This window comes from Streptosporangium sp. NPDC050284, from assembly GCF_044459525.1.
Lineage (GTDB): Bacteria > Actinomycetota > Actinomycetes > Streptosporangiales > Streptosporangiaceae > Streptosporangium.
Map to the genome: position 1 here is coordinate 30,099 of NZ_JBITIZ010000015.1, position 19,606 is coordinate 49,704.

20 protein-coding genes and 1 tRNA gene are annotated in these 19,606 nt (G+C 69.4%); 11 read left to right on the top strand and 10 right to left on the bottom strand.

What is annotated here, in order from left to right; genetic code table 11:
- The first annotated feature begins 275 nt into the window (after window positions 1–275).
- The 4 genes from acs (at window position 276) to ACIBH4_RS30015 (ending at window position 4,836) form a co-directional block, all read left to right on the top strand.
- Window positions 276–2,261, top strand: a complete 1,986-nt coding sequence (gene acs, locus ACIBH4_RS30000; RefSeq protein ID WP_362518191.1) for an acetate--CoA ligase — start codon at window positions 276–278, stop codon at window positions 2,259–2,261.
- 750 nt (window positions 2,262–3,011) lie between these two features.
- Window positions 3,012–3,479 (top strand): phage holin family protein, encoded by a 468-nt coding sequence (locus tag ACIBH4_RS30005; RefSeq protein ID WP_362518194.1) that lies wholly within the window; start codon window positions 3,012–3,014, stop codon window positions 3,477–3,479.
- Window positions 3,476–4,399 carry an alpha/beta hydrolase gene (locus ACIBH4_RS30010; RefSeq protein WP_362518197.1) on the top strand — a complete coding sequence of 308 codons (924 nt, stop codon included), beginning with the start codon at window positions 3,476–3,478 and terminating at the stop codon, window positions 4,397–4,399. Before ACIBH4_RS30005 ends, ACIBH4_RS30010 begins: the two co-directional genes overlap by 4 nt.
- On the top strand, window positions 4,396–4,836 hold the full coding sequence (locus ACIBH4_RS30015) for a DUF309 domain-containing protein (RefSeq protein ID WP_362518200.1): 441 nt from the start codon (window positions 4,396–4,398) through the stop codon (window positions 4,834–4,836). The genes ACIBH4_RS30010 and ACIBH4_RS30015 overlap by 4 nt, the downstream gene beginning before the upstream one ends.
- An 88-nt stretch (window positions 4,837–4,924) precedes the next feature.
- On the opposite strand, the gene ACIBH4_RS30020 is transcribed toward ACIBH4_RS30015, so the two are convergent.
- The gene (locus tag ACIBH4_RS30020; RefSeq protein ID WP_362518203.1) at window positions 4,925–6,124 is read right to left on the bottom strand and encodes a MarP family serine protease; all 1,200 of its coding nucleotides are present in this window, start codon (window positions 6,122–6,124) and stop codon (window positions 4,925–4,927) included.
- A gap of 72 nt (window positions 6,125–6,196) precedes the next feature.
- Between ACIBH4_RS30020 and ACIBH4_RS30025 the strand changes: the two genes are divergently transcribed.
- Window positions 6,197–6,748 carry a HEAT repeat domain-containing protein gene (locus ACIBH4_RS30025; RefSeq protein WP_362768891.1) on the top strand — a complete coding sequence of 184 codons (552 nt, stop codon included), beginning with the start codon at window positions 6,197–6,199 and terminating at the stop codon, window positions 6,746–6,748.
- On the opposite strand, the gene ACIBH4_RS30030 is transcribed toward ACIBH4_RS30025, so the two are convergent.
- Both ACIBH4_RS30030 and nth read right to left on the bottom strand, forming a co-directional pair.
- Entirely contained in the window at window positions 6,698–7,342 is a 645-nt protein-coding gene (locus ACIBH4_RS30030) for a CoA pyrophosphatase (RefSeq protein ID WP_362518209.1), read from the bottom strand. The two genes, ACIBH4_RS30025 and ACIBH4_RS30030, sit on opposite strands and share 51 nt — an antisense overlap.
- Window positions 7,343–7,461: 119 nt before the next feature.
- Window positions 7,462–8,181 carry an endonuclease III gene (gene nth / locus ACIBH4_RS30035; protein ID WP_362518212.1) on the bottom strand — a complete coding sequence of 240 codons (720 nt, stop codon included), beginning with the start codon at window positions 8,179–8,181 and terminating at the stop codon, window positions 7,462–7,464.
- A 45-nt stretch (window positions 8,182–8,226) separates the two neighbouring features.
- Between nth and ACIBH4_RS30040 the strand changes: the two genes are divergently transcribed.
- Window positions 8,227–8,949, top strand: a complete 723-nt coding sequence (locus ACIBH4_RS30040; protein ID WP_362518215.1) for a Crp/Fnr family transcriptional regulator — start codon at window positions 8,227–8,229, stop codon at window positions 8,947–8,949.
- A gap of 109 nt (window positions 8,950–9,058) precedes the next feature.
- On the opposite strand, the gene ACIBH4_RS30045 is transcribed toward ACIBH4_RS30040, so the two are convergent.
- The 4 genes from ACIBH4_RS30045 to ACIBH4_RS30060 all read right to left on the bottom strand — a co-directional run bounded on the left by ACIBH4_RS30045 (window position 9,059) and on the right by ACIBH4_RS30060 (window position 11,650).
- A complete protein-coding gene (locus ACIBH4_RS30045) occupies window positions 9,059–9,856 on the bottom strand; it encodes an MBL fold metallo-hydrolase (protein WP_362518218.1) in 798 nt (265 codons plus the stop codon).
- The gene (locus tag ACIBH4_RS30050; protein WP_362518220.1) at window positions 9,853–10,689 is read right to left on the bottom strand and encodes an NUDIX hydrolase; all 837 of its coding nucleotides are present in this window, start codon (window positions 10,687–10,689) and stop codon (window positions 9,853–9,855) included. Before ACIBH4_RS30050 ends, ACIBH4_RS30045 begins: the two co-directional genes overlap by 4 nt.
- A 350-nt stretch (window positions 10,690–11,039) precedes the next feature.
- On the bottom strand, window positions 11,040–11,498 hold the full coding sequence (locus tag ACIBH4_RS30055; protein WP_362518223.1) for a RidA family protein: 459 nt from the start codon (window positions 11,496–11,498) through the stop codon (window positions 11,040–11,042).
- A complete protein-coding gene (locus ACIBH4_RS30060) occupies window positions 11,495–11,650 on the bottom strand; it encodes a DUF4177 domain-containing protein (RefSeq protein WP_012887236.1) in 156 nt (51 codons plus the stop codon). Before ACIBH4_RS30060 ends, ACIBH4_RS30055 begins: the two co-directional genes overlap by 4 nt.
- Before the next feature lie 415 nt (window positions 11,651–12,065).
- Here ACIBH4_RS30060 and ACIBH4_RS30065 point away from each other — a divergent pair, with 415 nt between their 5' ends.
- Together ACIBH4_RS30065 and ACIBH4_RS30070 are read left to right on the top strand one after the other, a co-directional pair.
- On the top strand, window positions 12,066–13,070 hold the full coding sequence (locus tag ACIBH4_RS30065) for an ArsA-related P-loop ATPase (RefSeq protein ID WP_362518226.1): 1,005 nt from the start codon (window positions 12,066–12,068) through the stop codon (window positions 13,068–13,070).
- The gene (locus tag ACIBH4_RS30070; protein ID WP_362518229.1) at window positions 13,067–14,194 is read left to right on the top strand and encodes an ArsA family ATPase; all 1,128 of its coding nucleotides are present in this window, start codon (window positions 13,067–13,069) and stop codon (window positions 14,192–14,194) included. Before ACIBH4_RS30065 ends, ACIBH4_RS30070 begins: the two co-directional genes overlap by 4 nt.
- A 130-nt stretch (window positions 14,195–14,324) precedes the next feature.
- Here the strand turns inward: ACIBH4_RS30070 and ACIBH4_RS30075 are convergent, their stop codons facing one another.
- A complete protein-coding gene (locus ACIBH4_RS30075; RefSeq protein WP_012887233.1) occupies window positions 14,325–14,621 on the bottom strand; it encodes a WhiB family transcriptional regulator in 297 nt (98 codons plus the stop codon).
- A gap of 266 nt (window positions 14,622–14,887) precedes the next feature.
- Here ACIBH4_RS30075 and ACIBH4_RS30080 point away from each other — a divergent pair, with 266 nt between their 5' ends.
- Window positions 14,888–17,164 (top strand): transglycosylase domain-containing protein, encoded by a 2,277-nt coding sequence (locus ACIBH4_RS30080; protein ID WP_362518232.1) that lies wholly within the window; start codon window positions 14,888–14,890, stop codon window positions 17,162–17,164.
- A 54-nt stretch (window positions 17,165–17,218) separates the two neighbouring features.
- Here the strand turns inward: ACIBH4_RS30080 and ACIBH4_RS30085 are convergent, their stop codons facing one another.
- On the bottom strand, window positions 17,219–17,680 hold the full coding sequence (locus tag ACIBH4_RS30085) for a GatB/YqeY domain-containing protein (protein ID WP_362768885.1): 462 nt from the start codon (window positions 17,678–17,680) through the stop codon (window positions 17,219–17,221).
- Between the two features lie 80 nt (window positions 17,681–17,760).
- Here ACIBH4_RS30085 and ACIBH4_RS30090 point away from each other — a divergent pair, with 80 nt between their 5' ends.
- Both ACIBH4_RS30090 and ACIBH4_RS30095 read left to right on the top strand, forming a co-directional pair.
- Window positions 17,761–18,684, top strand: a complete 924-nt coding sequence (locus ACIBH4_RS30090) for a metallophosphoesterase (RefSeq protein ID WP_362518238.1) — start codon at window positions 17,761–17,763, stop codon at window positions 18,682–18,684.
- A 35-nt stretch (window positions 18,685–18,719) separates the two neighbouring features.
- Window positions 18,720–18,793: transfer RNA gene (locus ACIBH4_RS30095), tRNA-Pro, on the top strand.
- A gap of 292 nt (window positions 18,794–19,085) precedes the next feature.
- Here ACIBH4_RS30095 and ACIBH4_RS30100 read toward each other — a convergent pair.
- Window positions 19,086–19,592, bottom strand: a complete 507-nt coding sequence (locus ACIBH4_RS30100; protein WP_362768882.1) for an SRPBCC family protein — start codon at window positions 19,590–19,592, stop codon at window positions 19,086–19,088.
- Window positions 19,593–19,606: the final 14 nt, after the last annotated feature.

Here is a 19,606-nt window from a genome sequence, read left to right on the forward strand (position 1 = left end):
AACGGCTCAGGAAGCGGCGTGCGAACCGTTCACCGAGCGCATGGCACCGTCCAGCGCACCACCTCGCCAACGCACGTTGAACAACGCCGTCCGCATTCCTACGGTGTCGAAAACGCAACGTTCCGTGGGTGGAACTCCCTAGAAATGAGGCGTTTGACCGTATATGGCCCCTCATCACCGGTTGGTACAGACCTGTGCTAGACCTCTTGTGGCAGACACATGTGGCCTGGTGAAGTGGGACACGACCGTCGATAGCAGTACGTGAGGAGTGCGTAGTGGCCCCGGAGAACCCTGGTTCCAAGTCGCGTGAGACCCAGGAGACGCTGTCGAACCTACTGCGGGAGACCCGGCGATTCGCACCTCCCGCCGACCTGGCCGCGGCCGCGAACGTGACCGCCGACGCCTACGCGGAGGCCGAACGGGACCGCCTCGCCTTCTGGGAGAAGCAGGCGGACCGCCTGACCTGGTCGAAGCGCTGGGACACCACCCTTGAGTGGAACCCGCCCTTCGCCAAGTGGTTCGTCGGCGGCGAGCTCAACATCGCCTACAACTGCGTCGACCGCCACGTGGAGGCAGGCCGCGGCGACAAGGTCGCCTACCACTGGGAGGGCGAGCCCGAGGGCGACACCCGTACGCTCACCTACTCCGACCTGCTGCGCGAGGTCTCCAAGGCCGCCAACGCACTCCAGGAGCTGGGCGTCGGCAGGGGCGACCGGGTCGCGATCTACATGCCGATGATCCCCGAGCTGCCGATCACGATGCTGGCCTGCGCCCGCATCGGAGCGATCCACTCGGTGGTGTTCGGCGGATTCTCCGCGAGCGCGCTCAGTGGCCGGATCCTGGACGCGGACGCCAAGCTCGTGGTCACCGCCGACGGCGGCTACCGCCGCGGCGCGCCCAGCGCGCTCAAGCCGACCGTGGACGAGGCCGTCAAGAAGTGCCCCGGCATCGAGCACGTCCTCGTCGTGAGGCGGACCGGCCAGGACGTGGAGCAGACCGACAAGGACGTCTGGTGGCACGACGTCGTGGACCGGCAGTCCGACGTGCACGAGGCACGGCCGAACGACGCCGAGGACCCGCTTTACATCCTCTACACCAGCGGCACGACCGGTAGGCCCAAGGGCATCCTGCACACCACCGGCGGCTACCTCACCCAGGCCGCCTACACCCACAACGCGGTGTTCGACCTCAAGCCCGACACCGACGTCTACTGGTGCACCGCCGACATCGGCTGGGTGACCGGCCACTCCTACATCGTGTACGGCCCCCTCGCCAACGGCGCGACGAGCGTCATCTACGAGGGCACCCCCGACACCCCGCACCGGGGCCGGTTCTGGGAGATCGTGCAGAAGTACGGGGTCACGCTGCTCTACACGGCCCCGACGGCCATCCGTACGTTCATGAAGTGGGGCGACGACATCCCCGCGAAGTACGACCTGTCGTCCCTGCGGATCCTGGGCAGCGTCGGCGAGCCGATCAACCCCGAGGCCTACATCTGGTACCGCGAGCACATCGGCGGCAACCGTACCCCGGTCGTCGACACCTGGTGGCAGACCGAGACCGGCGCCGTCATGATCAGCCCGCTGCCCGGTGTCACCGAGGGCAAGCCCGGCGCGGCCATGCGCCCGCTACCCGGCATCACCGCCGACGTGGTCGACGACCAGGGCCAGAGCGTGGGCAACGGCGGTGGCGGCTACCTCGCGATCCGCGACCCGTGGCCGTCGATGCTCCGCACCATCTGGGGTGACGACCAGCGCTACATCGACACCTACTGGTCCCGCTTCGAGGGCATGTACTTCGCGGGCGACGGCGCCAAGAAGGACCAGGACGGCGACATCTGGCTGCTCGGCCGGGTGGACGACGTCATGCTCGTCTCCGGGCACAACATCTCCACCACCGAGGTCGAGTCGGCGCTGGTCTCCCACCCGAAGGTCGCCGAGGCGGCCGTGGTCGGCGCGACCGACCCGGTGACCGGGCAGGCCATCGTGTCGTTCGTGATCCTGCGCGGCAACGCCGAGGAGGGCGAGGACATCGCGGCCGAGCTGCGCGCCCACGTGTCCAAGGCTCTGGGCCCGATCGCGAAGCCGCGCCAGATCCTCGTCGTCCCCGAGCTGCCCAAGACCCGCTCCGGAAAGATCATGCGGCGTCTCCTGCGTGACGTGGCGGAGAACCGCAGCGTCGGCGACGTCACCACCCTCGCCGACAGCACGGTGATGAACCTCATCTCGGAGAAGCTGCCCAGCGCCAAGAGCGAGGACTGAGCGGACAGGAACACCCGGGTGGGCCGAAGACGCGGCCCACCCGGAGTTTTTGAGCACTCCGAGTTCCCGTGAGAGGCCCTCCCCGAGGGCTTCCGGCGAACTCACGCGGGCTCACGCGGTCTCTCGACGTCGCCGGCGCGGACCTTCAGCGGTCTCACCCGGTCTCACCCGGTCTCACCGAAGAGCTCCACGTGGTCCCCCGACGTCGCCGGGCTTCAACGGGCTCCGGTGACGGCGGTGTCTCCCCTGCCCTCCCACCGATCTCCGCGGTGACGGGGTTCCTCCCGCCCGGAAGCCCTTTTCTCGTCGGCTCTCATCGGCCCGGCGATGTTCACCGGCCCGCCGCCGGGGTAGCACCCGGCCCGTTGAACATCATCTTCACGGCCGGAGGCCGCCGCAGCCCGCAGGAGCCGGGAACTCCTCCCCGCACGGGCCGGGAGTCGCCCCGGCGATCGCTGTCGCGGTCAGGAGCCCAACGGTTTCGCACCGGCTTCACCTGCCGCCCACCCGGCGGGGCTGTGGTGCAGGTTCTCACCACCGGACAGCCGAGACCTCACCAAACCGGTGCAGCCCCACGCCTCCCCTCCGCCCCGGGACTAAAGTCTGAAGTCTTGATGACGCAGGTATTTGATGACACGTACGCGATCACCCCGGCGTGCTCGCGGCGCCGGTTCCGCTGCGGGTGTGCGTGCGCGACCACCTCGACGCGCAGCATGATGTTCGACAAAGGCCCTCGATAGGAGATCGTCCATGACACATATCCCGCCCGCGGAACCACAGGAGGAGTCACTGGGCGCGCTGGTCGCCGCCGCCAGCGACCACATATCCACCCTGGTACGCGCCGAGATCGAGCTCGCCAAGGCCGAGTTCAGGTTCGACGCCAAACGGGTCGGTACGGCGGCCGGGCTCTTCGGCGCAGCGGCGTTCATGGCGCACCTGTGCCTGATCCTCGCCTCCTTCACGATCGCCTACGCCCTGGTCGCCGCGGGCATGTGGACCTGGCTCGCCTTCCTGATCGTCACCGTGTTCTACCTGCTCGTGGCCGCGCTGCTGGTCTTCATCGGCATACGGCGACTCAAGGGCCTGACCGGGATGAAGCGGACGCTGCGCTCGCTCAAGACCATCAAGAGCGGCGGGCACGACCCCGCTCTCGACACGGCTGCGGCCACGGCCGGCCAGACGGGCGGCCATCGCGACCCGGTGAGACCGAGCCAGTGAGCAGACCCGACGAGTCCCTGGTCAGGATCGAGGGCCCGTGGACCCACCGCTCCGTCCACGCCGGCGGCACCCGCTTCCACGTCGTGGAGGCCGGTACGGGCCCTCTCGTGCTGCTGCTCCACGGGTTCCCGCAGTTCTGGTGGAGCTGGCGCAACCAGCTCGTCTCGCTCCCCGCGGCCGGATACCGCGCCGTCGCCGTCGACCTGCGAGGCTACGGAGCCAGCGACAAGCCTCCGCGCGGCTACGACCTGCACACCCTGGCCGCCGACGCGGCAGGGCTGATCCGGGCGCTGGGCGAGACCGGTGCCGTCGTCGTCGGCCACGACTGGGGCGGGCTGCTCGCCTGGACCATGGCCGTGACGGATCCCAAGGCGGTCCTGCGGCTGGTCCCGGTCTCGGCACCGCATCCCCGGCGTCTCCGCACCACGCTGTTCACCGAGCCCTTCGGCCAGTTCAGGGCGGCCCGCTACGCGCTGGGCTTCCAGCTGCCGCTGCTTCCTGAGCGGCGTCTGACCGCCAACTCCGGCGCCAGGGTGGGGCGGTTGCTCGATCAGTGGTCGGGGCCCGGCTGGCCTGAGGAGGACGTGGCGAAGACCTATCGCGACGCGTTCCGCATTCGCAACGTCTCGCACTGCGCGCTGGAGTATCACCGCTGGTTCGGCCGCTCCCAGCTCCGCCCCGACGGGTGGCGCTACGCGAAGACCATGCGTACCCAGATCAACGCGCCGACCCTGCAGTTGCACGGCGCGCTCGACAGGCACGTCCTGCCGCGCACCGCCCAGGGTTCCGGCCGCTACGTCGCCGCCTCCTACCGGTGGCGGCTCATCGAGGATGCCGGGCACTTCCCGCACGAGGAGCGCCCCGAGGAGTTCGACGCCGAGCTCGTGGCCTGGCTGTCCGACCCGGAGCCCGACCGATGAGGGGACGCGACCGGGATCCCGACGGCAGGCCGCGCAACCAGCGCCCCCGCGACGCGTTCGGACGCCCGCTGCCCCACGGCGCCGAGGGCGTGGAGCGCATCCCCGACGACTACGCGCCGAGCGCCGAGGAGGCGATCTCCGAGGCACGCCGCCTGCTCGGCGAGGGGCGGCCGTTCCACGCCCACGAGGTGCTTGAGGGCCGCTGGAAGAACTCCCCCGAGGAGGAGCGCGAGCTCTGGCAGGGACTGGCGCAGATCTGCGTCGGCCTCACCCATCTGCAACGGGGCAACCGGCGCGGGGCCGCGACGCTGTTCGTGCGAGGCGCCGACCGGATCAGCCGCTACGGGATGCCGTACGAGCTGATCGCCAGGGCCGCCCACGAGCTCGACGACCTGGAGGCCGAGGTGGCCATCGCCAGGATCGAGGCTCTTCTCTGACGTTCACCCCCTCCGCGCGGCGGCGAGGGCGAGGCCGTGACGGTCCGCGAAGGGTTCCGGGAGCCGTTCGCGGGTTTTCGTCGAAGGGCTAGTTCTGGTCGCACTCCTGGGTGTCGACCTGGTTGAAGAGCTTGGAGCCGTCCTCGGCGTCCGGCGCGACCTCCGCGGCGGTGAGCACGTAGCCGGTCTCCTGCTGGTCGAGGGCCGCGGCGAAGACGACACCGTAGACCTTGCCGTCGGTGGTGAGCAGCGGGCCGCCCGAGTTGCCCTGGCGGACCAGGCCGCGGATGGCGTACACGTCGCGGACGACGGACTTGCGCTCGTAGATGTTGAGGCCCTTGGCCTTCTGCTGCACCCGGATGCGGGCCACGTTCATGGTGTAGCCGTGGCCGTGCGGGAATCCGGCGACGATCGCGTCGTCGCCCTTCTTCGCGGTGCCGTCGAAGCGCAGGATCGGCATGTTGAGCCCGGGAACGTGGAGAATGGCGATGTCTCGGTCGGGGTTGTAGAGCACGACCTTGGCCGGGTGGGTCTTGTTGAGGTAGTCGGTGACCTGCAGGCCCTGGTTGACCCCGGCGACCACGTGCGCGTTCGTCATGATCTTGTTCTGGGCGTAGACGAACCCGGTGCCCTCGATGTGCTTGCGGCAGCTCGTGGCGACGCCCTGGACCTTCACGATGCCCCGGCGCGCCCGGGTGAGCTGCTTGTTGCCCTTCGCCACGCTCTGGTCGGGCGGCGAGACGTCGACGAGCTGGCCGCCTCCTATGGCGTCGAAAACCTTGGGGAAGCCTGAGGTGTTGATGAAGTTCTTGAACGGCACCTGCAGGTCCTTGGCCGCGCTGGGCAGCGTCTGGTCGACCGTGCTCAGCAGCAGGGACCTGTTGACCTGCTCGCTGATCAACGTGAACTGCGACGACGCCACCAGCGAGCCGATCAGCCACGCGATGATCAGCACGGAGAAGGCGCTGGCGAAGGTGCCGCCGACCGCGTCGACGACCTTGGCGGGCTCCCAGGTGACATGGCTGCGGACCACCGCGCCGATCGTGGACGAGGCGAACTGCCCGACCGTGGCGGTGAGGAAGACGATGACGATCGCGAGCAGGGCACGCTCGGTCTCGCCGTCGACCACCGCTCCGGCGAGGGGTGGGGCGAGGAACATGCCCAGCAGGCCGCCACCGACAAAACCGACAAAGCTCAGGGCCCCGATGATGAACCCCTGGCGGTATCCCGACACCGCGAAGGCCACCATCAGGGCGATCAGGATGAGATCGAGGAGATCACCGCTCACTCCCTTACGGTATCCAGCCGCCGCCCCGCGCGTGCACACCTTCTGTGAGCTCTCTGCGGTTATCGTGGCCAGATGGCGATGATCGGAGGGGCGGCGGCGGTGGAGTCTCTCATCGAGACCGCGCTGCGAGAACGCGATCAGGAGGGTGCGGCACGCTGGCGCGCGATCACCCAGCTGCAGGAACGCGGCGATCTGGAGACCTTCACCGCCGCACGGAGGTTGTGCTCGGGGAAGACCGCCGCCGAGCGGATGCTCGGGGTCGACATCCTGGGGCGGCTCGGCTTCGTCGACCGGACGCTGCCGGTGCTGCGGACCATGTCCGTCCAGGAGGACGACTGCCTGGTGCTCTACTCGGTGCTGATCGCCTTCGGCCATCTCAGGGACCGCCGCGCGCTGCCGTCGGTGATCGCCCTCGCCGAGCACGACGATCCCCGGATAAGGTACGGGGCCGCGTACGCGCTGCCGAACATCATGGGCAGCCCGCCGGATCCGACGGGTCTGGCCGCGCTGCGGCGGCTCACCCTCGATCCCGACGAGGACGTGGCCGACTGGGCCCGCCTCGGCCTCGCCCTGTCAACGGGACGCGAGGTTGAGGACGTCGGGCGGGATGTCCTCGACCCGTGACCGGTCCCAGGGAAGCTCGAAGCCGGAACCGCCGAGCACCCCGTCGAGCACTCCCGCGGTGAACCCCCACACCAGCAGCCCGCGCACTCGAAACGCCGGCCCCAGGTGACCGCTCGGGTGGCGCAGGATGATCCGGTTGACCGGGTCGACGAGCTCGCGGATCGGGACCCGCTCCACCGACTCCACCTCGTCGGGCGAGGCCGCGTGCACCGTGCAGGGGGTGTGCCACCAGCCCAGCACCGGGGTCACCCGGTTGTCGCTGTGGCTCAGGTACAGCTCGGGCATGGTCCCGAGCACCCGGACGCCCGCCGGGTCGAGACCGGTCTCCTCGCCCGCCTCGCGCAGCGCGGCACCGATCGGGCCGTCGTCCTCGGGATCCACCCCGCCCCCCGGGAACGCGGGCTGTCCCGCGTGCGTACGCCCGCGCGAGCTGCGCTGGATGAGCAGCACGTCCGGGCCGAACGACCCTTCGCCGAAGAGCAGGAGGACCGCCGCCCGCCGCCCGCCGGACACCGGAGGACGGAGCAGCGGTGAGGGCGACATCCCCGTGACCCGCTCCGCCAGCGTTTCCAACCACCCTGGGACCTCTTCCACGGGCACACCTCCGGTTCTCTGCAACACGATGCCCCGCCCCGCGCTTCCCGGCCTTCGCGGATCCACCGACACCGGGAGATGCCTGCCGGACGGTCATCCGGCGACGGGCAGGAGGAAGATCACGAGAAAGGACCTGGACGCACCAGCTTGGCGGCCTGGGCCGCGTCGACGGGGCCGATGCCGTACGACGGGCAGAGCGCGGCGAGCGGGCAGACCCCGCAGGCCGGTTTGCGCGCGTGGCAGATCCGGCGGCCGTGCCAGATCAGGCGGTGGGACATCATCGTCCAGTCGCGCTTCGGGATGAGCCCGGCGACGACCTGCTCGATCTTCACCGGATCGGTCTCCGAGGTCCAGCGGAAGCGGTGGGTGAGCCGCTGGAAGTGGGTGTCGACGGTGATCCCGGGCACCCCGAAGGCGTTTCCGAGCACGACGTTGGCGGTTTTGCGCCCGACTCCCGGCAGGGCCACCAGGTCCTTGAGGCGGCCGGGGACCTCTCCGCCGTGGCGCTCGCACAGGGCCTGGGCCATGCCGATGATGCTGGTGGTCTTGGCGCGGAAAAAGCCGGTCGGCCGGATGATCCCCTCCAGCTCGGCCCGGTCGGCACCGGCGTAGTCCTCCGCCGTAGGATATTTTGCGAAAAGGGTAGGAGTGACTGTATTAACCCTTTTGTCCGTGCACTGGGCGGACAAGATCGTCGCGACCAGTAATTCAAGAGGATCACGGAAGTCGAGTTCGCAGTGGGCGTCAGGATAGGTTTCCACCAGAATCCGATCCATTCGACGAGCTCGACGGACCAGGGCAAGCTGGGATTCACCACCGGGGCTGACGTTGCGAAGCACTCCGACAGCCTACGCTCAAGGCCCTCTGGAGAGTGGCGCGGCGGGATGGGTCACAATGACTGCGTGAGCCGTGAAACAGGAGGCACTGTGAACTCCGACGACGTGCTGGGCAAGGCCCCTCTGTTCGCCGCGCTCGACCGTGAGAGCGCCGCCGCGCTGCGCACGAGCATCTCGGAGGTGGAGCTGCCCAAGGGACAGACCCTCTTCAGCGAGAACGAGACCGGAGACCGCCTCTACGTGGTGCTCGAAGGCAAGATCAAACTCTCCCGCACCTCGCCAGACGGCCGGGAGAACCTGCTCAGCGTGCTCGGCCCGAGCGAGATGTTCGGCGAACTGTCCCTGTTCGACCCCCGCCCCCGTACGGCGTCGGCCACCGCGCTGACCGACGTCCGCCTGGCCGGGCTCGGACACGACGACCTGCGGCCCTGGTTGACCGGCCGCCCCGAGGTCGCCCTCCACCTGCTGCGTGCCCTGGCCCAGCGCCTGCGCCGTACGAACGACGTGCTGGCCGACCTGGTCTTCACCGACGTGCCCGGCCGGGTGGCCAAGGCCCTGCTCGACCTGGCCGATCGCTTCGGCCAGCGGATCGACGACGGCGTACGGGTCCACCACGACCTCACCCAGGAGGAGCTCGCCCAGCTGGTCGGCGCCTCGCGGGAGACCGTGAACAAGGCGCTGGCCGACTTCGCCCAGCGAGGCTGGCTGCGTATCGAGGCCAAGGCCGTGGTCATCATGGACCTGGAGCGGTTGCACAACCGCTCGCGCTGATCCGCTCGGGGGCAGGAAGTGCCGCGGAGGGTGATTCGCCGGAAAAAGGACCGTTCCGAAAGCGGTCCCCAAGGGAGCGGACCGCCCTCCGAGGCCGGTCCGACCGTCTCTAACCGTCGAGGTAGGCGAGCTGCGCGCGGACCGACATCTCGGCGTAGGGCCGGAGCGCCCCGTCCACGTCCGCGTAGACGATCTCGACGATCTCCGCGGGCGTCGTCGCGCCCCACCGTCGTGCCTCCCGGATCTGGTCCAGTCTCCGCCGCCGGTGCGCGATGTAGCCGTCGAGGGCGGCGATCGGGTCGGGCAGCACCGGACCGTGGCCGGGCAGCAGCGCCTCGGCCCCGGCCCCCTCGGCCTTCGCCCTGAGCAGGTCGAGGGAGCGCAGGTAGTCGGCCAGGTCGCCGTCCGAGGCGATCACGGTGGTGCCGCGGCCGAGCACCGTGTCGCCGGTGAGGATCGCCCGGTCCTGTGGCAGCCAGAAGCAGAGCGAGTCGAACGAGTGGCCGGGTGTGCCCACGACGTGAACCTCCAGGTCCCCGGCCGTGAGCACGTCTCCGTCGCCGAGCCCCTCCTCGCCCAGCCGGTGCGCGGGGTCCAGCGCCCTGACGGGCGCGCCGACCAGTCCGGCGAACGTCGCGGCGCCGCCGCTGTGGTCGTGGTGGCCGTGGGTGAGCAGGATCGCGGCGACCCTACGGCCCTCCAGGTGCCCGGCGACCCGCGAAAGGTGCTCGTGGTCGTCCGGTCCCGGGTCGACGACGAACACCTCCTCCTCGCTCGCGGGAAGACCGATCACCCACGTGTTCGTACCGTCCAGGGTCATCTCGGAGGGGTTGGGGGCGAGGAGGTTGAACGCGTGGTCCGTGCCGGCGCCGTCGGGCCCCTCCAGGGGGATCCGCAACCCACTCATCGCGCACCGAACCGGTAGTCGTCGTCGAGCACGATGCGCATCTCCCCGTCCACCTCGGCGATCCCCGGCATGAACGTCACGATCTCACGCTCGGCCGCGAGCACCTCGGGCACCCTCTCGTAGGCGCTCAACTCGGTGAGCGTGCGGTGCGTCGGGGGCATCAGGAAGATCTGGCCGGTCTCGCCCTGGCCGAGCGCGTCGGCGGGCCGCACCCAGGCGACCTGGTCGGCCTCGCCGCCGACGTCGCGGGTGAGCTGGCCCGGCGGTAGCGCCGCGACGAAGAACCGGGTGTCGAAGCGCCTGGCCTCGACCTCGGGGGTGATCCAGTGCGTCCAGGGACGGAGCAGGTCGGAGCGGAGGACCAGGCCGCGCCTGTCGAGGAAGTCGGCGAAGGAGAGGGTCTTGCCGATCAGGGCGAGCCGGTCGGCCTCCCAGTCGTCGCCGGTGGTGTCGGACACGACGGACTCCGCGGACGGTCCGGCGAGCAGCACCCCCGACTCCTCGAACGTCTCCCGTACGGCGGCGCACACCAGGCCCCTCGCGGTCCGCTCGTCCGCGCGGAAGATCTCGCCCCAGGCGGCGGGCGAGGGACCGGCCCAGGCGATCACCTGGTCGGTGTCGCGCGGGTCGACCGACCCGCCGGGGAACACGTAGGCCCCGGCGGCGAAGGCCATGCTCGCCCTGCGCCGCAACAGGTAGACCTCCAGCCCGCCGGCGTCCTCGCGGAGGACGACCACGGTGGCGGCGTCCCTGGCCGGGACGGGAGCCACCCGCCCGGCCAGAATGTCGCGTGCACGTTCGCCCAGCTCACCGGGGAGCGGAATACCGCCCATTTGACACCCTCCACCAGAACATCACTCGGTTTCAGGTCCATCATGTGGCACGCCACCGCCCCGGACAACCACGGCACCACCCGGACAATAACTGCGTCATCCGGCTAAACCCAGATAAAAACGGCTTTGCTCTGACAAGCGCGGCCCCATCCGGACAAAAACCGGCAGGCGCCGGGCCGTCACCGGCCTGCGGAGCCGCCCTGCCCGGAGGGCGCACCCACACGGCTCCGGCGAGCCCTCACAGCGCCCGTACGGCCCCGTCGAGCCTCATTCGCCCTGAGACCTCATCCGCTGCCGACGGGCCCCATCGGGCCACCAGGGGCCCTCTCGATCCCGGGGCCCCTGAGATCTCAGCGAACCTCGGCGATCACCTCGACCTCGACCGGCGCGTCCAGCGGGAGGACGGCGACGCCGACCGCGCTGCGGGCATGCTTGCCCGCGTCGCCGAGCACCGCGGCGAGCAGGTCGCTCGCGCCGTTGACGACCTGCGGCTGGCCGGTGAAGTCAGGGGCGCTGGCCACGAAGCCGACCACCTTGACGATCCGCACGATGTTCGACAATCCCCCTGCCGCCGACGCGACCGCGGCGAGGGCGTTGAGCGCGCACACCCTCGCGAGCGCGTAGGCGTCCTCGACGTCCACCTCGGCGCCGACCTTCCCGATCGCCATCAGCTTGCCGTCCACGATCGGGAGCTGCCCCGAGGTGTAAACGTGGTTGCCGGAACGCACCGCCGGGACGTACGCCGCCAGTGGCGGCACCACCTCCGGCAGGATCAGGCCGAGTTCGGCCAGTCTCTCCTCGCCTGTCACTGCTTGGGCCGCTTCAGGTAGGCGACCAGCTGCTCGGGGTTGGGGCCGGGCACGACCTGGACGAGCTCCCAGCCGTCCTGCCCCCAGTTGTCGAGAATCTGCTTCGTCGCGTGGACCAGCAGCGGCACCGTCGAGTACTCCCATTTCGTCATGCGGGACACATTAGCGAGACCGCCCGCGGTGAACGGCCCACCGCGCCCTCTCGGGCACCTCGCCTCCCTCGCCCGCCCCTGGACGGGCTCCCGGGCGGAACCGAACCGACGACCAGGACGGTCCACCGCGGGAAGCTGTGAGAATCTGCATATTTACTTTCCGCATTCGATCGATTAGTGAGACGGCGGCGCACGGTTCACCGGGCCGCGCGCCAGGTCCCGCTCCGACGCCTGCGGCCCGCGTCACCCCGGCAACCAGGGGAAAACGGTCGTATGCCCGCTCGGCGGCGGAACCCCCGAGCGGGCGCCCACCCGGGCCGGCCCGCCCTCCTCGGGTGGGGAGCGGTGCGGGTGCGCGGTCTCCGGAGGAAGGCGCCGAGGAGTTGTCAAGTACCGGTTGGGTAGCCTTCGAAGAGTGAGAGCTCGCGACACCGATTGGGACGGCGTACGCCTTCACGTCGTCACAGGCAAGGGCGGCACCGGCAAGACCACGGTCGCCGCCGCACTCGCGCTCGCCCTCGCGGCGGGTGGTGGAAAGGTCCTGCTGGTCGAGGTCGAAGGCCGCCAGGGGATCTCCCGGGTCTTCGACCTGCCACCGCTGCCGTACGAGGAGCGCAAGATCGCCGTCGCGCCCGACGGTGGGGACGTCTACGCGCTGGCCGTCGACGCCGAGGAGGCCATGCTCGAATATCTTGAGCTGTTCTACGGCATGCGCAGGGCGGGCAGGGCGCTCAGCAAGATCGGCATCGTCGACTTCGCCACCACCATCGCCCCCGGCTTTCGCGACGTCCTGGTCACCGGCAAGACGAGCGAGGCCGTCCGGCGCAGGGGCAAGGACGGCAGGAGGGTCTACGACGCGGTCGTGCTGGACGCGCCGCCGACGGGCAGGATCGCGCGCTTCCTCAACGTCACCAACGAGGTCGCGGGGCTGGCGAGAGTCGGCCCGATCAAGAACCACGCCGACCTGGTGAACGGCGTCGTGTCCTCCCCGGAGACCGCCGTGCACTTCGTCACGCTCCTGGAGGAGATGCCGGTCCAGGAGACCCTGGACGGCCTGCGAGAGCTCCGCGCCGCCGGGCTCCCGCCCGGTGGGATCTTCGTCAACATGATCCGCGAGTCGCTGCTCCCCGCCCCGGTCCTGGAAGCCGCCGCCGAGGGCAGGTTCGACCCGAGTGAGCTGGCACTCGGCCTCAAGGCCGCGGGGCTCATCGACGGCGGCTCCGCCGCGGTCACGGTGGCCGAGGCCCTGACCGAGGAGATCGCCGAGCACGCCCACCGCACCGAGCTGGAGCGGCAGGAGAGACTGGCGCTGGACGAGGCCGCCCGCCCTCGTTACGACCTGCCGCTGCTGGCCGACGGCGTGGATCTGGCCGGGCTGTACGAGCTGGCGGAATCGATCCGCAACCAGGGAGCAGCGTGAAGACCCCCCCGTTCCTCGACCTCGACGCGATCATCGACGACCCGAACACCCGCATCGTCGTCTGCTGTGGCTCCGGCGGTGTCGGGAAGACCACCACCGCCGCGGCGCTGGGACTGCGCGCGGCCGAGCGGGGTCGTTCCGCCGTGGTGCTCACGGTCGACCCCGCGCGACGGCTCGCGCAGTCGATGGGGCTCACCGAACTCGACAACACCCCCAGGCCCGTCACGGGCGTCGAGGGGGAGGGCCGTCTGCACGCCATGATGCTCGACATGAAGCGGACCTTCGACGAGATCATCGAGGCGCACGCCGACCCCGAGCGAGCCCGTCAGATCCTGACGAACCCCTTCTACCAGTCCCTGTCGTCCAGCTTCTCCGGCACGCAGGAGTACATGGCGATGGAGAAGCTGGGCCAGCTCAGGCGGTCGGACGACTGGGATCTGATCATCGTCGACACCCCGCCGTCCCGCTCCGCCCTCGACTTCCTCGACGCCCCCGAGCGGCTCGGCCGCTTCCTCGACGGCAAGCTCATCCGGCTGCTCATGCTTCCCGCCAAGGCCGGGGGGCGCAGCGCGTTCAAGCTGTTCAACGCCGGTTTCGGCATCGTCGCCGGGGCGTTGACCAAGTTGCTGGGCGCGCAGGTGCTCAAGGACCTGCAGACGTTCGTGTCCGCGTTGGACGCCGTCTTCGGCGGTTTCAGGGCTCGCGCGGAGCAGACCTACCGGCTCCTGCAGGCCCCGGGGACGGCGTTCGTCGTCGTCGCCTCGCCCGAGCGCGACGCGATACGCGAGGCGTCCTACTTCGTGGAGAGGCTCGCCGAGGAGCGCATGCCCCTCGCGGGTCTCGTGGTCAACCGGGTGCACCGCTCACCCGCGTCCATGCTGTCCGGGGCGCGGAGCACCGCCGCCGCCGAGGACCTGGAGTCGCGCGGAGAGCACGAACTCACCTCGGCGGTGCTGCGGTTGCACGCCGGACGAATGCAGCTGGCCGCCCGCGAGCAGCGCGAGGAGGAGCACTTCGTCTCCGCCCATCCCACGGTGCCCGTCGCGCGGGTCCCCGCGATGGCGCAGGACGTGCACGATCTGGAAGGACTGCGCGAGGTGGGTCAGCTCCTGGCCGCCCGCTAGGAGAAGCCTTCCCGCGGGAGGAGAACGAGTCAGGGAGCGCGCCCGGCGGGCACACTCCCTGACCTTTATGCAATCGTTATACGCATGTACGGCTGGCGCCCGGCGCCAGCCGTACGGGATCGGCGCGAACTCAGCCGGCGATCAGCTCGTTAGTCCGCTCGTACTCCTCTTTGGCCAACTCCAGCAGGTCCCGCCAGGAGTCGACATCCGGTCGCCGACGCAACAGCGCTCGGCGTTCGCGCTCGGTCATCCCGCCCCACACCCCGAACTCGATGCGATTGTCCAACGCATCGGCGAGGCACTCGGTCCGGACCGGGCATCCTCGGCAGATCAGCTTCGCTCGGTTCTGGGCAGCGCCCTGAACGAACAACGCGTCAGGATCCGCACCCTTACAGGCCGCACGGGAGGTCCAATCCGTGATCCACATTCGACCCCACTCCCCTTTAGGTGGTCAGTCGTGACTTGGGCCGACGGGCGCGGGCGTCAGGCCTCGGTATTCAATTGCTGCAGAAAGAGAACGTACGCAACCAGACGTTCGGGCCGACAGACCCCGGCGGGACCAAATTCTCACATGGTCATCCACGGCCATCTGGCCGGGAATGACTAGTCACCTGCCCGAGATACAGGACAAAGCCAAACTAAGATGGCGTTCCGTTACCGTATGGGTCATCTGCCCGACGTACTCTGGGACTCGTGCAAGCTCAAGGCAAAGACCAGCGGTCTGTGATCGGCGCGGTCGGTAACGTGGTGAAGTTGCTCGGCGCGGCGACTGTCACGGGTGTGCTGGTCGCCGCCGTGGCGCTTCCGACGGTGGGTGGCGCGGGGCTGACGGTGAACGCGGCGGCGGACGAGCTACGTCTTCTCCCCGAAGAGCTCCAGGAGCCCCCACTCGCGGAGAAGACCACTCTGCTCGACGCCGACGGCAAGCAGTTCGCCCAGTTCTACTTCGAGAACCGCGAGTCGGTGAAGCTGGACGCGGTCGCCGACGTCATGAAGACGGCGATCGTGGCGATCGAGGACTTCCGGTTCTACGAGCACGGGGCGATCGACCTGGAGGGCACCTTCCGCGCGGCCGTGAAGAACGTCTCCGGCGGCGGAGTCGTCCAGGGCGGCTCCTCCATCACGCAGCAGTACGTCAAGCTCGTGCTGGTCAACGCCGCGGAGAGCAAGGAGGAGCAGGAGGCCGCGATCGCTCCCACGCTCTCCAGGAAGCTCAACGAGCTGCGCTACGCGCTGGCCATCGAGGAGAAGTACACCAAGTCGGAGATCCTTGAGCGCTACCTGAACATCTCCTACTACGGCGCGGGTGCCTACGGCATCCAGGCCGCGTCCAAGCGCTTCTTCAACAAGTCCGCCTCGAAGCTCACCCTGTGGGAGGCGGCCACCCTCGCCGGAGCCGTGCAGAACCCGAGCGTGACCGATCCCAACGCGGGCAAGGCCTCCCGCGACCGGTTGCTGGCTCGGCGCAACGTCGTGCTGAACCGGATGGCCGAGCTCGGCAAGATCACGCCGCAGGAGGCGGAGGAGGCCAAGAAGAAGAAGCTCGGCTTCAAGAACATCGAGGCCCCCGGCGGCTGCGAGGAGAGCCCCTACCCGTACTTCTGCCTCTACGTGCGGCATGAGATCGCGACGAACGAGGACTTCGGCAAGACCCGCAAGCAGCGCGAGAGGCTGCTGCAGCGAGGCGGCCTCGTCATCAAGACGACGCTCGACCCGAAGGCGCAGAAGGCCGCGGAGAAGGCGATCAAGCAGTACGTCAAGACCAGCGACAAGCCGGTCGCCTCGCAGGCGATGATCGTCCCCGGCACCGGCGCCGTGAAGGCGATGGCCGCCAGCCGCAAGTTCGGCAGGAACAAGAAGAAGAACGAGATCAGCTACAACCTCGTCGGCGACAGGACGCACGGCGGCGGAGCGGGTTTCCAGGCGGGCTCCACGTTCAAGCCCTTCACCCTGCTGACCGCCCTGGACCAGGGCATGAAGCTGAACGACGGCTTCGGCACCGGTTCCGGCTACAAGGCCCCCAGCAGGAGCGCGTTCCGCGACTGCAAGGGCAACGTGGTCGGCGACACGAACCACGAGGTCAAGAACTCCAGCGAGGGCGGCGGCGGCTTCAAGACCCTGACCAGCGGCACCCTGGGCTCGGTGAACACCTTCTTCATGCGCCTGTCGCAGGAGGTCGGCCTCTGCGACACGGTCAAGATGGCCAAGAGCCTGGGCATCAAGCGTGCCGACGGCGAGCCGCTGAAGGAGTTCGAGACCTTCACCCTCGGCATCAACGAGATGGACCCGGTGACGGTCTCCGCCGCCTACGCGACGATCGCCGCCCGCGGCACCTACTGCACCCCGATGGTGATCACCGAGAGCACCGACCGCGACGGCAAGAAGACCTCCTACAAGCCCAAGTGCAAGCAGGTCCTTGACGAGGAGGTCGCCGACGCGGCCACCCACATCATGTCCGGGGTCTTCACCAAGGGCACGATGACCGAGGTCGGCGGCATCGGCCGGCCGGCGGCGGGCAAGACCGGCACCACCGACGCCTACACCGCCGCCTGGTTCGCCGGATTCACCCCCGATCTCGCCTCCGCGGTCAGCCTCGGCGACCCGCGCGGCGCCTTCAAGCACGACCTGACCGGCGTGACCATCGGCGGGCGCTACTACAGCTACGTGTACGGTGCCTCGATCTCCGGGCGGATCTGGAAGAACTCCATGATCGGCGCGCTCAAGGGGGTCGAGGCGACTCCCTTCACCTCGGTGAACATGTCGCGCTTCGGCGGCTGTTCCCCCGGCCGGTGCGAGCCCAAGCCCCCGCCGAAGCGCGACGGTGACGGCCCCGGAGACGGCCCCGGTGACCGCCGGGGTGACAACCGAGGCGACAACGGCGGCGGCCCGTTCAGGCCGGGTGGCGACGGCCGGGAGGTCAACGGAGGTGACCCGTTCGGCGGCGCCCCGATCGCACCGACCGTCCCGTAGCCCCCGAACGCCCCGGCGGTTCCGTAGCGGCCCCGGAACCGCCGGACCGTCGGATCAGGGCGCCGCCGCCAGGCGGGCACGTACGGCCTGCGCGACACGACCGCCCTCGGCGCGTCCGGCGACCTTCGGGTTCACGATCTTCATGACCTGCCCCATGGCCTGCGGCCCGGCGGCGCCGCTCTCGGCGATGGCCTCGTCCACGAGCCCGGCGAGCTCGTCGTCGGACAACTGCGCGGGCAGGTACGCCTCAAGCACGGCCTGCTCGTCGACCTCGGCCTGGGCCTGCTCCACCCGGCCGGCACCGCTGAACGCCTCGGCCGCCTCGCGACGCTTCTTCGCCTCCTTGGCCAGCACCTTGACGATCTCGTCGTCACTGAGCTCGCGTGCCGTCTTGCCCGAGACCTCCTCGACGTTCACGGCCGCGAGGGCCATGCGAATCGTGCGGGTGCGGATCTCGTCCCTGCTCTTCATGGAGGCCGTGAGATCGGCCTTCAGCTTGTCCTTCAATGCGCTCATGATGTCCATCTTGCCGCCTCACCAGCCCCGCCGTATCCCGAGTTTCCGTTCGAGGGCTCGATCTCGGGCATGATGAGAAGGTGAGGAAAGCAGCCGCGGTGCCCCTGTCCCTGTTCGGCGTCGGCCTGGCCGGCCTCGCGTACGCCTCGTTCGTCGAGCGCAACGCGTTCCGGCTGCGCCGCTTCGACGTGCCCGTTCTGGAGCCGGGACAGCGGCCGGTGCGCATCCTCCACCTGTCCGACCTGCACCTCACCCCCGGCAGGCGGAGGCTGATCGAGTGGGTGCGCTCGCTCGGCGCCCTCAACCCCGATCTGGTGGTCAACACCGGCGACTCCATCGCGCATCCCGACGCGGTCGCGCCCCTCATGCACGCCCTGGAGCCCCTGCTGTCACGCCCGGGCCTGTTCGTCTACGGCTCCAACGACATGTACGAGCCGCGGCCGAAGAATCCCGCGCGCTACCTCTGGCGCACCTCCAAGGCCGACTACGGCCAGAAGATCCCCAACCTCCCCTGGGAGGAGCTGGGCGCCGCCATGGCCGCCGAGGGCTGGCTCGACGTGAACAACACCACCGCCCGCCTCAAGGTCGGCGATCTCGACGTGGCGGTGGGCGGCATCCACGACTCCCACATCAACCTCGACCGCTACGACCTGATCGCCGGCCCCGCCCCGGCGGCGGCCGACCTGCGCCTGGGTGTGATGCACTCGCCGGAGCCCCGCAACATGACCCGCTTCGCCGCCGACGGCTACCAGTTGCTGCTCGCCGGGCACACCCACGGCGGTCAGCTCTGCGTCCCCTTCTACGGCGCACTGGTCACCAACTGCGGCATCGACCGGGCCCGGGTCAAGGGCATGAGCCGCCACGACTCCGCCTACCTGCACGTCTCCGCCGGTCTCGGCACCAGCCCCTACGCCCCGGTCCGTTTCTCCTGCTATCCCGAGGCGAGCCTCCTCACCCTGGTGCCCCGCCGCCGTGGCGACGCAAGCACCCACGAAGTCCGCTAGACTTTCCCAAGCACGAGCAAGTCCGGACGTGCGACCGGGGTGTGGCGCAGCTTGGTAGCGCGCTTCGTTCGGGACGAAGAGGCCGCAGGTTCAAATCCTGTCACCCCGACGTTGAATGTCCCGAAGTGAGAGCCTGGTCACCAGAAATGGTGACCAGGCTTTTGGCTTGTGGACCCCGTTCGGATCGCGAAAGCAAGTGGCCATCTGGCGAAATTTCTCCCATTCGCCTATTTCATCCAGCAGTGCCCGCTTTGTTGATCGGTTCCCGCTGCCCTCCGGACCGGACGGATGCCCCCGCCTGCCTCGCCCCGCCGGTGACGGTGCCTCGGAACACCGGCGTGGCGACGAAGGCGAAGGCCCGTCCCCGGGCCGGAGCGTCCGGGACTCCGGGGATCCGGAGGTCACCGAACCGCGTCGTCCGTGATCCCTTCCGGCACGAAGCCCTCCGGCAGGTCCCGCAGGTGGTGACCACCGGCCGTGACACGCACCGGGCCTCCGACGGCGAACATGATCTGGTGGGCACTGCGGATCAGCACCCGCCCGACGGCCGAGTCGATCGCCCCCGCGAAGTGGGGAACGCTCGTGCTGTAGTTCACGTCGAACACGACCTCGCAGCCCTCGGGCAGGTCCGTGCTCGTCCACACCCCCTTGAGGTGCTGGAAATCCCCACTGACCTGCTCGAACTCGATGCGGTACGGCTGCCGGCCGCCTCCGGACCCCTGGCTGCGCTGCACCCACCGCGCCGTACCGCCACGGAAGGCCAGCACCCACTGGCGGAGCCCGTCGCCGGTGTCGGAGACGGAGACGATGTCACGGGCGTACGCGGGGTATGCCGCCTCGTCGCCGAGCCGTTCGATCACCTCGGCGGCCGTCGCCGGCACCGTGGCCTTCAGAATGCGAGATGTCATGACGCATGCTCCTT